This is a genomic window from Pseudomonas sp. xss_4, assembly GCF_043104125.1.
Lineage (GTDB): Bacteria > Pseudomonadota > Gammaproteobacteria > Pseudomonadales > Pseudomonadaceae > Aquipseudomonas > Aquipseudomonas parafulva_B.
Window position 1 is genome coordinate 188,370 of record NZ_JBICKJ010000027.1, and the last position, 12,946, is coordinate 201,315.

Genomic DNA, 12,946 nt, shown 5'->3' on the forward strand with positions numbered 1-12,946 from the left:
CTCGATAGGAGCGCAAGGAATGTCCTCACTGCTACGCGCCGCTGCACTAGGGCTGGTACTGGCCGGCCTTGCCGGTTGTACCTCCAAGCCGGTGCTCAACCCCTCGGAACAACTGGCTGCTGCCACCCCTTACACCCAGCAGCAGGTCCAGCAGGCGATCCTCAAGGCCATCGTCGAGCGTGGCTGGACGGCCCGTTCGGTGGGCGCCTCGGTCATTCAGGCCGACATCACCGTGCGCAATACCTTCTACGCCGCCGTGGATATTCACTACAGTGCCAGCCAGTTCCGCATCGATTACCGCGATAGCCGCGAACTGGGCTATGACGACGGCAAGATCCACCGCAACTACAACCGCTGGGTCTACAACCTGGACCGCAGCATCGTGCGCCAGCTCAACGCACTGTCCGCCGATCAGCTTCTGCAACGCAGCAACGCCTCATCCAACCACTGACCAAGGAAGACCCCGATGCGCTTGAAAACCCTGACCGCCGCCACCGCCCTGCTGCTCGCTGCCCTACCCGGCATGAGCCAGGCTCGCGACACAGCGCTGTACCTGCCGTTCGAAAAGGTGGTGCAGCAGATGCTCGCCGAGAAGAAGCTCGATGGCTCGGTCAAATTCTACCTGGCCGGCGTAAAGCCGCGCGGCAAGGTCACCGTGATCAGCCCCAACTCGGTCACCAACAAGAAAACCAACGCCTTCAACAAGAGTGACGAGGCTGCCTGTGAGTGGGCCCTGCAATCCGCGTTGCTGACCTTGCAGGACGCTGCTCGCAAGGCAAACGCCAATGCCGTGACGAACATCGCCAGCTACTACAAGCGCAACGAGCGCAAGGACGCTTCCACCTACGAATGCCACGCCGGTGCAGTGATTGCCGGTGTTGCGCTCAAGGGTGACCTGGCCCGCGTCAACTGATGACTCTCCGCGCTCACCGGGCAGGTTTCATCCCTGAACCTGCCCGGTGAGCAGCTCGGCAAATGCCTCGGCCATCGCCGACCTGCGGCACTGGCGCTGTACCAGCCAGACCGCCGAGGTGGCCTGCTCGTCCAGCAAGGTGCGGTACACCACGCCCTCGATGCGCATGCGCTGATAGGACGCCGGCAGCACCGACACCCCAAGCCCCGCCGACACCAGGCCGATGATGGTCATGGCCTCCCCTGCTTCCTGCGCGAAATGGGGACTGAAACCCGCCTGGCGCGCCAGATCCAGTAACTGCGCGTACAAACCACTGCCGTAGCTGCGTGGAAAGAAAACGAAAGGCTCGTGGGCCAGCGCTGCTAGGTGCACACCCTGCTCGGCGCCGTTGGCCAGCGCATGGGAGGCGTTGATCACTGCCACCAAGGGCTCACGAAACAGCTCGGTCGCAACCAGGCCGTCGGCCAGCGGCATGGGTCGCATCAGCCCCACTTCGATGGACTCGTCGAACACGCCCTGCGCCACTTCGCGGCTGCTCATTTCCATGAGGTTCAGGTGCACGGCAGGGAAGCGCTGCCGGAACGCATGAATCGCCTTGGGAATTTTCGATGTGAACGGGGCCGAGGATGTGAAGCCGATCTTCATTTCACCCAGTTCGCCCAACTGTGCGCGGCGGGCGACATCGGCGGCCTTTTCGACCTGCGCCAACACCTGACGAGCCTCTTCCAGAAACAGTCGCCCGGCCTCGCTGAGCTCGACACGGCGGTTGGTCCGTTCGAACAGCCGCGCACCGAGTTCCTGCTCGAGCGCAAGGATCTGTTGGCTAAGTGGAGGCTGCGAGATGCCCAGTTGCTGGGCTGCCCGGCCGAAGTGCAACTCTTCGGCAACCGCGACGAAATAGCGTAAGTGGCGCAGCTCCATCACCCACCTCATAGGTCGTGAAACGTCTCAATTAGGTCGAACAATATATTGGACCTAATTATTAGCCAGCTATATGATTTTTTCACTGCCTCTGAGGTACTTGCCCGTGAAAACCGCTGTAGCCCTCGTATCGACCCAACCCGAACCCGAGCCTGTGACCTCGCACGACGCCTGGATCGAAAAGGGCACCCCGGCGTTCATGAGAACGGTCCTGGCGCTGTTCAGCGGCGGCTTCGCCACCTTTGCCCTGCTCTACTGTGTACAACCGATGATGCCCTTGCTGTCGAAGGAATTCGGCATCAACGCTGCACAGAGCAGCCTGGTGCTTTCGGTCTCGACTGGCATGCTGGCGCTTGGGCTGCTGGTCACGGGCCCGATCTCTGACCGCATCGGCCGCAAGCCAGTGATGGTGGCGGCCCTGGGCTGCGCGGCCTTGTCCACGATAGCCAGCGCGCTGATGCCGACCTGGGAACTGGTCCTGGCAACTCGGGCCTTGGTCGGGTTGTCGTTGAGCGGGCTGGCGGCCGTGGCCATGACCTACCTTAGTGAAGAGATCCACCCACAGCACATTGGCCTGGCCATGGGCCTGTACATCGGCGGCAATGCCATCGGCGGCATGTGCGGGCGCCTGATCACGGGCGTGCTGATCGATTTCGTCAGCTGGCACGCGGCATTGCTCACCTTGGGAAGCCTGGCACTGCTGGCGGCCATCGTGTTCTGGAAGGCATTGCCCGAGTCGCGCAACTTCCAGCCTCAGACCCTGAACCCACGCACGTTGGTCAACGGGTTCCTCATGCACTTCAAGGACGCCGGCCTGCCCTGGCTGTTTCTCGAAGCCTTCCTGCTCATGGGCGCCTTCGTCACGCTGTTCAACTACATCGGCTACCGCTTGCTGGCCGAGCCTTATCACATGAATCAAGCCCTGGTGGGTTTGCTGTCGGTCGTCTACCTGTCTGGCATCTACAGTTCGGCCCAGGTGGGCGCTCTGGCTGACAGGCTGGGACGGCGCAAGGTGTTCTGGGCCAGCATCGTGGTCATGGGCGGCGGCTTGCTCATGACCCTGACCCAGCCGCTGTCGCTGATCATCCTGGGCATGCTTGTCTTCACCTTCGGCTTCTTCGGGGCCCACTCGGTGGCCAGCAGCTGGATCGGGCGACGAGCGCTCACAGCCAAGGGGCAGGCCTCCTCGCTGTACCTGTTCTGTTACTACGCCGGTTCAAGCGTGGCGGGCACGGCTGGCGGGGTGTTCTGGCACCATTGGGGCTGGAACGGCATCGGCCTGTTCATTGGATGCTTGCTGGCGGTGGCCCTGATGGTGGCGTTGCGCCTGAGCACCTTGGCGCCGAAGGCCGCCTGAAGGCAGGGGAACGCGGCAACACAGGCAGGCTCGCAGTGGATCCGCCGCGAGCCTGCCTGCGACAGGATCACTGGATCAGTTGATGATCTCGACCCGGTCCACGTCCACCTCGCGGCTCATCAAGTGTTTTTCGACTTCACCGATGAGCTTGACCTTGGTCTTGTCATTGAAGGGTGTGGGCGGCAGGTCCTCGTCGTCGATCTCGACCGTAATGGTGCCGGTGCTGTCCTTGAATTCGTATTTATCATCGTTGTCGAGCTTGCGGGTCACGTAGCCCTGCAAGACCACCGGCGTATCGTCCGCGGCCTCGCTGGCAGCGGCCACGGTGGCAATCGACTGCGCACCAGGGCCGGTGTAGCCGCCTGACGCCAGTGCAGCGGTGCTGAACAAGGGGGCAAGGATCAGGGCAAGGTAGCGTGCTTTCATGGGAGCGGGTCCTATCTCTGTTGGAGTAGGACCAGCCTAGCGAGCACCGCTGAATTGAAACTTAATGCGACAATCTCGCTGCACTCAGCCCCGGCCGGGCTACGCAGCGTCATGCGCTGTCACAAGCGGCTCACAGGTGATACTGCGCCGACAGCTCGTGCACGGCGTTGATGAAAGCGCCCGCGTGTTCAGGATCGACCTCCGGCGTGATGCCGTGGCCCAAGTTGAACACATGGCCGCTGCCGTGGCCGTAGCTGGCCAGGATGCGTGCCACTTCCGCACGAATGGCCTGCGGCCGGGCATACAGGACGGTCGGGTCCATGTTGCCCTGCAAGGCGACCTTGTCACCCACCCGGCGACGGGCATCGCCGATGTCGCAGGTCCAGTCCAGCCCCAATGCATCGGCCCCGGCATCGGCAATGCTTTCCAGCCACAGGCCGCCGTTCTTGGTGAACAGGATCACCGGCACCTTGCGCCCGTCGTGTTCGCGAATCAGGCCGCTGACGATCTTGCGCATATAGGCCAGGGAGAACTCCTGATAGGCCGCCGACGACAGGTTGCCGCCCCAGGTATCGAAGATCTGCACGGCCTGGGCACCGGCCAGGATCTGCCCATTGAGGTAGGTGGTCACCGACTGCGCCAGTTTGTCCAGCAACAGGTGCAGTGCCTGCGGATTGTCATAGGCCATGGCCTTGGTCTTGCGAAAATCCTTGGAAGAGCCGCCTTCGACCATGTAGGTGGCCAGGGTCCAGGGGCTGCCGGAGAAGCCGATCAGCGGCACGCGACCATTGAGTTCGCGGCGGATGGTACTGACCGCGTCCATCACATAGCCCAGGTCTTTCTGCGCGTCGGGAACAGGCAGCGCCTCGATGTCGGCCGGGGTGCTGACCACCTTCCTGAAACGCGGGCCTTCACCGGTTTCGAAATACAGGCCCAGGCCCATGGCGTCCGGGATGGTGAGGATGTCCGAGAACAGGATGGCCGCATCCAGCGGGTAACGGTCCAGCGGCTGCAGGGTCACTTCGCAGGCGAACTGCGGGTTCTTGCACAGGCTCATGAAGTCGCCGGCCTTGGCGCGGCTGGCGCGGTACTCCGGAAGGTAGCGGCCGGCCTGGCGCATCATCCAGACCGGGGTCACGTCAACGGGTTGCTTGAGCAGAGCACGCAGGAAACGGTCGTTCTTCAGGGCAGTCATGTCGGCATCCGGAAAAATAGTGGGGGCATTTTCTCAGACACCGACACAAAAGGCACGGTCGGGGCCATGCGTTTTGTTTTTTGCGTGCTTCAGGTCAAGCATTCCCGGGCAGGTCTGGGCGCTTGTCCCTGGCAAATGAGGCCGCCCAGCGACCCCACGTGACCTGCCAGGGCGCGCTTAGACTTCCAGGTAGTCCAGGATGCCTTCGGCTGCGGTGCGCCCTTCGAAGATCGCGGTCACGACCAGGTCCGACCCGCGCACCATGTCGCCACCGGCGAACACTTTCGGGTTGCTGGTCTGATGCTTGAACCTGCTCTTCTCCGGCGCCACCACACGGCCCTGGCTGTCGAGCTGGATATCGTGCTGCTCGAACCAGGAGGCAGGGCTGGGGCGGAAGCCGAACGCGATCACCACCGCATCGGCCGGCAGGATCTCTTCGGAGCCTGGGATCGGTTCCGGGCTGCGGCGCCCACGCGCATCAGGCTCGCCCAGACGCGTCTCGACCACCTTCACCCCCTCGACCTTGTCCTCACCGACAATAGCGATGGGCTGGCGGTTGTAGAGGAACTTGACCCCCTCTTCCTTGGCGTTCTTCACTTCCTTGCGCGAACCCGGCATGTTGGCTTCGTCGCGGCGGTAGGCACAGGTCACGGACTGGGCACCCTGGCGGATCGAGGTGCGGTTGCAGTCCATGGCCGTGTCACCACCACCCAGGACCACGACTTTCTTACCCTTCATGTCGACGAAATCTTCAGGCGACTTCTCGAAACCCAGGTTGCGGTTGACGTTGGCGATCAGGAAATCCAGAGCGTCGTGCACCCCTGGCAGGTCCTCGCCAGGGAAGCCGCCTTTCATGTAGGTATAGGTGCCCATGCCCATGAAGACTGCGTCGTACTCAGCCAGCAACTGCTCCATGGTCACGTCCGTGCCCACGTTGGTGTTGAGGCGGAACTCGATACCCATGCCGGTGAAGACTTCGCGGCGATTGCTGAGCACGCTTTTCTCGAGCTTGAACTCAGGAATGCCGAAGGTCAGCAAGCCGCCGATTTCCGGGTTCTTGTCGAACACCACGGGCGTCACGCCGGCGCGCACCAGTACGTCTGCGCAGCCCAGGCCAGCCGGGCCGGCACCGATGATGGCCACGCGCTTGCCGGTTGGTTTGACCTTGGACATGTCCGGGCGCCAGCCCATGGCGAAGGCCGTGTCAGTGATGTACTTTTCCACCGAGCCGATGGTCACGGCGCCGAAACCGTCGTTCAGGGTGCAGGCACCTTCGCACAGACGGTCTTGTGGGCATACGCGCCCACAGACTTCGGGCAAGGTGTTGGTCTGGTGCGACAGCTCGGCGGCCGCCAGGATGTTGCCCTCGGACACCAGCTTCAACCAGTTGGGAATGAAGTTGTGCACGGGGCACTTCCACTCGCAATACGGGTTACCGCAGCCCAGGCAACGGTGCGCCTGTTCCACGGACTGCTGCGGCTTGAAGGGTTCGTAGATTTCCACGAACTCTTTCTTGCGCTGGCGCAGCAATTTTTTCTTCGGGTCCTTGCGGCCCACTTCGATGAACTGGAAGTCGTTGTTCAGACGTTCAGCCATTTTTCAAAACCTCTTAACAGCAGCCGCACGCTACACGCTGCAAGCCGCAAGACGATCACTTGAGCCGGGCAAACCCTGGGCTGCTCGGTTCGAGCGCCCAGGGTTGGTCACGTGCAGCTGTTTACTGCGGGTTGGCGCGGGTGCTGGACAGCAGTTGCTTGAGGTTGGCGGCCTTGGGCTTGACCAACCAGAAACGTCGTACGTAGTCGTCCAGGTTTTCGGAGAGCTCACGCCCCCACTCGCTACCGGTTTCATCCACATACTCGGCAAGAACCCGCGCCAAGTGACTGCGGTAAGCCTCCATCGCTTCACCACTGATGCGCTGGATTTCCACCAGTTCGTGGTTGAGCTTGTCGACGAAGCTGTTGTCCATGTCGAGCACGTAGGCGAAACCGCCCGTCATGCCAGAGCCGAAGTTGTAACCGGTCTTGCCCAGAACACAGACGAAGCCGCCGGTCATGTACTCACAGCAGTGATCACCAGTGCCCTCTACCACGGCGTGGGCACCAGAGTTGCGTACAGCAAAGCGCTCGCCCGCCGTACCGGCAGCGAACAACCTGCCACCGGTGGCGCCGTACAGGCAGGTGTTGCCGACGATTGCGCTGTGCTGGGTTTCGAACGGGCTGCCAGCCGGCGGCACGATGGTGACCTTGCCACCGGTCATGCCCTTGCCGACGTAGTCGTTGGCGTCACCCTCAAGGTACAGGTTCAGGCCGCCGGCGTTCCAGACGCCGAAGCTCTGGCCTGCGGTACCTTTGAAACGGAACGTGATCGGCGCACCGGCCATGCCCTGGTTGCCGTACAACCGGGCGATTTCACCGGAGACACGCGCACCGATGGAACGGTCGCAGTTGCAGATGTCGAGCGCGAACTCGCCACCGGCCTGGTCACGCACAGCGGGCATGGCCATTTCGACCATCTTCTCGGCAAGCTCGCCCTTGTCGAAGGGTGGGTTGCTGTCCACTTCACAAAACTGCGGCTTGTCGGCCGCAATGTGCGAGCTGCCCAACAGCGGGGTCAGGTCCAGGTGGTGCTGGCGCTCGGTGTCGCCCGGCAGCACCTCGAGCAGGTCGGTGCGCCCGATCAGCTCGCCAAGGCTGCGCACGCCAAGCCTTGCCAGCCACTCTCGGGTTTCCTCAGCCACGAAGGTAAAGAAGTTGACGACCATGTCGACCGTGCCGATGTAGTGATCCTTGCGCAGCTTGTCGTTCTGGGTCGCCACGCCGGTCGCGCAGTTGTTCAGGTGGCAGATACGCAGGTACTTGCAGCCCAGCGCGATCATTGGGGCGGTGCCGAAACCGAAGCTTTCGGCACCCAGGATGGCAGCCTTGATGACGTCCAGGCCGGTCTTGAGGCCGCCGTCAGTCTGTACCCGGACCTTGCCGCGCAAATCGTTGCCGCGCAGTGTCTGGTGAGTCTCGGCCAGGCCCAGTTCCCACGGCGCGCCCGCATACTTGATCGAGGTCAGTGGCGATGCGCCCGTACCGCCGTCGTAGCCCGAGATGGTGATGAGGTCGGCATAGGCCTTGGCCACGCCAGCGGCGATGGTACCGACACCTGCCTCTGCCACCAGCTTGACCGAAACCAGCGCCTGCGGATTGACCTGCTTGAGGTCATAGATCAGCTGCGCCAGGTCTTCGATCGAGTATATATCGTGGTGCGGTGGGGGCGAGATCAGTGTCACGCCCGGTACGGCATAGCGCAGCTTGGCGATCAGACCGTTGACCTTGCCGCCGGGCAGCTGGCCGCCCTCGCCGGGCTTGGCGCCCTGGGCCACCTTGATCTGCAACACTTCGGCATTAACCAGGTATTCAGGGGTCACGCCAAAGCGGCCGGTCGCCACCTGCTTGATCTTGGAACTCTTGAGGGTGCCGTAGCGGGCTGGGTCTTCGCCGCCTTCGCCGGAGTTGGAGCGCGCGCCCAGGCGGTTCATCGCCTCGGCCAAGGCTTCGTGGGCCTCTGGAGACAGCGCACCCAGCGAGATACCGGCAGAATCGAAGCGCTTGAGGATGGCGTCGAGCGGCTCGACCTGCTCCAGCGGCAATGGCTGATCGGCCACCTTGACCTTCAACAGATCGCGAATCATCGAGACCGGACGCTGGTCGACCAGCGTGGTGTACTCCTTGAACTTGGCGAAGTCGCCCTGCTGCACGGCGGCTTGCAGGGTGTTGACCACGTCGGGGTTATAGGCGTGGTATTCGCCACCGTGGACGAACTTCAGCAAGCCACCCTGCTGAATCGGCTTGCGCACGCTCCAGGCCTCGGCAGCCAACAGCTTCTGGTCACTTTCCAGATCGACGAAGCGCGCACCCTTGATACGGCTCGACACACCCTTGAAGCTCAACCCGACCACTTCTTCGGCAAGGCCAATGGCTTCGAACAACTGGGCGCCCCGGTAGGAGGCGACCGTGGAGATGCCCATTTTCGACAGGATCTTGAGCAGACCTTTGGAGATGCCCTTGCGGTAGTACTTGAAGACCTCGTCCAGATCGCCCAGCACTTCGCCCGTGCGGATCAGGTCGGCCAGCACTTCATAGGCCAGGTACGGGTACACAGCCGAGGCCCCGAAGCCCAGCAGCACGGCGAAGTGGTGCGGGTCGCGGGCGGTGGCGGTTTCCACCAGGATGTTGCTGTCGCAACGCAGGCCTTGCTCGGTCAAGCGGTGATGCACTGCACCTACGGCCAGCGAAGCATGCACCGGCAGCTTGCCGGGTGCGATGTGGCGGTCGCTGAGCACCAGTTGCGTCTTGCCCGCGCGCACGGCCTCTTCGGCCTGGTCGGCGATGTTGCGGATAGCCGCTTCCAGCCCGACGGCCTCTTCGTAGTTCAGATCGATCAACTGACGCTCGAAGCCGTCACGCTCCAGATTCATCAGCGAGCGCCACTTGGCCGGCGAAATGACGGGCGAGCTCAGGATGACGCGTGAGGCATGCTCCGGCGACTCCTGGAAAATGTTGCGCTCGGCGCCCAGGCAGATCTCCAGCGACATCACGATCGCTTCACGCAGCGGGTCGATCGGCGGGTTGGTGACCTGGGCGAACTGCTGGCGGAAGAAATCGTACGGCGAGCGCACGCGCTGCGACAGCACGGCCATCGGCGTGTCGTCACCCATCGAACCGACCGCCTCCTGGCCCTGTTCACCCAAGGGGCGCAGCACCTGGTCACGTTCCTCGAAGGTAACCTGGAACATCTTCATGTACTGCTTGAGCTGGTCAGCGTCGTAGCTGGCCACACCCTGGTCGTCGGTCAGAGTCGCCTGGATCCGCGTGGCGTGCTGACGCAGCCAGCGCTTGTACGGGTGACGAGACTTGAGACGGTCATCGATGGCATCGGTGTCGAGGATCTGCCCGGTCTCGGTGTCCACCGCCAGGATCTGCCCAGGCCCGACGCGGCCCTTGGCCAGTACTTCATCAGGCTGATAGCCCCACACCCCGATTTCCGAGGCAATGGTGATGTAGCCGTTGGTGGTAGTGACCCAGCGCGCCGGGCGCAGCCCATTGCGATCAAGCAGGCATACCGCGTGGCGGCCTTCGGTCATCACGATGCCGGCCGGGCCGTCCCATGGCTCCATGTGCATGGAGTTGTATTCATAGAAGGCGCGCAGGTCGGCGTCCATGGTCTCGACGTTCTGCCAGGCTGGCGGCACCAGCATGCGCACGCCACGGAACAGGTCAATACCGCCGGTCACCATCAGTTCGAGCATGTTGTCCATGCTCGAGGAGTCTGAGCCGACGCGATTGACCAGCGGGCCAAGCTCTTCAAGATCGGGGATCTGGTCATTGGCGAATTTGGTACGCCGAGCCATGGCCCAGTTGCGGTTACCCGTGATGGTATTGATCTCGCCGTTATGGGCGAGGAAGCGGAAGGGCTGCGCCAGCGGCCACTTCGGCAGGGTGTTGGTGGAGAAGCGCTGGTGGAACACGCAGATCGCGGTTTGCAGGCGCTCGTCGCTCAGGTCCGGGTAGAACGCAGCCAGGTCCCGCGGCATCATCAAGCCTTTGTAGATGATGGTCTTGTGCGAGAAGCTGCAAATGTAGTGGTCGGCGTCATGGGCATTGGCTACAGACGAACGGCGACGGGCGCTGAACAGCTTGATGGCCAGTTCCTGATCGCTCAGGCCGTCGCCACCGATGAACACCTGCTCGATCTGCGGCAAGCGCTCCAGGGCCAGGCGGCCCAGCACGCTGGTGTCGATCGGCACCTTGCGCCAGCCCACCAGCTGCAGGCCGGCCGCACGGATTTCACGGTCCATGTTGGCGCGAGCCGCTTCTGCCTTTATCGGGTCCTGGTTGAAGAACACCATGCCAACGGCGTACTGCCTGGGCAGTTCGACGGCAAAATGTTCCTGGGCCATGGCACGCAGGAACTGATCGGGCTTCTGCATCAACAGCCCGCAACCGTCGCCGGTCTTGCCGTCGGCGTTGATACCGCCGCGGTGCGTCATGCAGGTCAACGCCTGCATGGCGGTTTGCAGAAGGTGGTGGCTGGGCTCGCCCGTCATATGGGCGATCAGGCCGAAACCACAGTTGTCCTTGAATTCTTCGGGATGGTACAGACCTGTTTTCATAGACACATTCTCACCAGGTTCACCCCTCAACGGAGGCAAATCTCTTTTTTAACAACCACTTACCATCCACGCCGATCAAACGCCAGCTTTTTTGCGGTGGCCATGGAAAACCATTGTTGCACAGCGACAGCGACACTCACAAATTTTCATGTCTCACCATTGAAAATTTATGTCGCATTTTTGAATGTATTGATGCCGCCAACCAGGTGGCGACTTCACTGGACTCTGAAGCGATTCAGCCAGAGCTGCGTGGGTGGCTTGTGGCCGACAGCCCGGGACAGAAAAGCCTGCCGCGCTTGGGCGCAGCAGGCTAGACGAAAACCAGAATTCGCTTGGCTACAGGGCAGCGGGGTGATGCTGCCCGGAAGGTATCAGCGGGCCGAAGCCAGCTCTTGTTGGACGCTGGCGACAGTACGTGGCCAAGGTTTACCAGCCTGGACCTTCGCTGGCAAGTTCTTGATGGCGGCCACCGCTGCATCGCGGTTGGCGAAGTTGCCGTAGGTGACCACGTACAGCGGCTTGCCCTGCAGGGACTTGCGGAAGTAGCGATAGTCGCCACCTTGGGCTTTCACAAAGGCCTGGGCCGACGCTTCGGAGCTGGTCCCCAGAATTTGCACTACATAGTTGCCTGGCTTCTGGCCGGTGTACCAGGCGCTGTTGCCGCTGCCACCTGACGCTGATTTTTCAGCAGGTTTCTCGGCAGCCTTGGGCGCGGGCTTGGCCACCGCCACCTGGGTACGTGCAGGCTCAGGCTTGGCCGGCGAGGTCTGCTTGGGCTGTTGCGTGACCGCCGGCTTGGCCGTGGAGGTAACCGGCTGGGCAGGCGCCGGCGCTGGGCCAGCAGACACACCTTGTGGCGGTGCGATGGTGGTGACCGTGGGTGGCGGATTGCCCGGTTGCAGCGCTGTATCACCCGCCGGGCTGCCCTCTTCGCCCTCGCCCATGCCTGCTGCCTGGGCCAAGGGTTCACGCATCACCGGTTGCGACTGCCCGCCCAACGGCAGGGGCTTGGGCTGGGACGAGCCGGAGAACTCGATTGACGCGCTGGAATTGCCGTCGCCAAGGGGCAACTGGGCTTGGGCTGCGGGTGCATCTTCAGGGGCCTTGTCGCCCTTGCGGGGCATCAACACCGCCGCGGCCACGGCGACGACGACCACGGCGGATAGCGCGAGTACGTGTTTTTTAGGCATCTTGAACCCCATGGCTGGTCGCTTTGCCGTCGTGCGGCTGGCGATCATGGCTTCGATCAGAGTGTCACGGGCAACCTGGTTGATAGTGCCAGGCCACCCGTCGGCATTTTCATGGATATCGGCGATCTGCTCCCGGCTGAACACCTCGATACCCCGGCCGGCACCCACCAGGCGCTGTTCGAGGTACTCGCGGGTTTCATCCTCGCTGTACGGCGCAAGTTCGATGATGTGGAAGCGTTCTTCCTCGATGTTCAACTCATCGAGCCCTGCGATCAGCGATGGCTCACCGAACAGGAAGACATGCGGACGCCCTTCGGGAACGCCTGCCGCCAATTCCAGCAACGCTTGGAGTGCCGACTCGTCCAGTTGTTCCGCATCGTCCACCAGCAGATACACTTCCTGGCCAGTCAGGGCCAGTTGCACCATCTTGGACAGGATGCTCTGCACCTGCGGCTCGGCCACATCCAGGTATTGCGCGATCTGGCCGAGAATACTGGCAGCATCGCCGGCACTGCGGGCCGACACCACGACGCTCTGCACCGACTGCTTGTTGGTGCTGGCCGCCAGCGCCTGGCGCAGCAGGGTCTTGCCGCTGCCCAGAGGCCCGGTGACCACCAGCATCAGGTGGCTGTAGCGGGCCAGGTGGTGCAGCTGTGCCAGGACCGGCTTGCGCTGGGCGGGGAAGAACTTGAAGCCCGGTACGCGTGGTGCGAACGGGTCGTGGCTCAGTTGGTAATGGTCGAGAAAGGCCTCATCGGCGTGCAAACTGGTCATTGCGCTG

The 12,946-nt window shown here is 62.6% G+C and carries 9 protein-coding genes; 3 read left to right on the forward strand and 6 right to left on the reverse strand.

Features of this window, described 5'->3' with window-relative positions:
- Positions 1–19 precede the first annotated feature (19 nt).
- Entirely contained in the window at positions 20–451 is a 432-nt protein-coding gene (locus tag ACF8GB_RS05820; RefSeq protein ID WP_058638111.1) for a hypothetical protein, read from the forward strand.
- A gap of 15 nt (positions 452–466) precedes the next feature.
- Entirely contained in the window at positions 467–913 is a 447-nt protein-coding gene (locus ACF8GB_RS05825; RefSeq protein ID WP_196185531.1) for an excinuclease, read from the forward strand.
- Between the two features lie 27 nt (positions 914–940).
- On the opposite strand, the gene ACF8GB_RS05830 is transcribed toward ACF8GB_RS05825, so the two are convergent.
- Entirely contained in the window at positions 941–1,834 is an 894-nt protein-coding gene (locus tag ACF8GB_RS05830) for a LysR family transcriptional regulator (RefSeq protein WP_058602927.1), read from the reverse strand.
- A gap of 199 nt (positions 1,835–2,033) precedes the next feature.
- Between ACF8GB_RS05830 and ACF8GB_RS05835 the strand changes: the two genes are divergently transcribed.
- Positions 2,034–3,191 (forward strand): MFS transporter, encoded by a 1,158-nt coding sequence (locus tag ACF8GB_RS05835; protein ID WP_196121378.1) that lies wholly within the window; start codon positions 2,034–2,036, stop codon positions 3,189–3,191.
- Between the two features lie 75 nt (positions 3,192–3,266).
- Here the strand turns inward: ACF8GB_RS05835 and ACF8GB_RS05840 are convergent, their stop codons facing one another.
- The 5 genes from ACF8GB_RS05840 to ACF8GB_RS05860 form a co-directional block, all read right to left on the reverse strand.
- A complete protein-coding gene (locus ACF8GB_RS05840) occupies positions 3,267–3,617 on the reverse strand; it encodes a YgiW/YdeI family stress tolerance OB fold protein (protein ID WP_058602925.1) in 351 nt (116 codons plus the stop codon).
- A gap of 130 nt (positions 3,618–3,747) precedes the next feature.
- Positions 3,748–4,812 (reverse strand): uroporphyrinogen decarboxylase, encoded by a 1,065-nt coding sequence (gene hemE / locus ACF8GB_RS05845; RefSeq protein WP_058638113.1) that lies wholly within the window; start codon positions 4,810–4,812, stop codon positions 3,748–3,750.
- A gap of 177 nt (positions 4,813–4,989) precedes the next feature.
- Entirely contained in the window at positions 4,990–6,408 is a 1,419-nt protein-coding gene (locus ACF8GB_RS05850) for an FAD-dependent oxidoreductase (protein ID WP_058602923.1), read from the reverse strand.
- A 121-nt stretch (positions 6,409–6,529) separates the two neighbouring features.
- Complete coding sequence (gene gltB, locus ACF8GB_RS05855) at positions 6,530–10,975, reverse strand: glutamate synthase large subunit (RefSeq protein ID WP_392475089.1); 4,446 nt, start codon at positions 10,973–10,975, stop codon at positions 6,530–6,532.
- 371 nt (positions 10,976–11,346) lie between these two features.
- Positions 11,347–12,939 carry an SPOR domain-containing protein gene (locus tag ACF8GB_RS05860; RefSeq protein WP_392526700.1) on the reverse strand — a complete coding sequence of 531 codons (1,593 nt, stop codon included), beginning with the start codon at positions 12,937–12,939 and terminating at the stop codon, positions 11,347–11,349.
- Positions 12,940–12,946 lie beyond the last annotated feature (7 nt).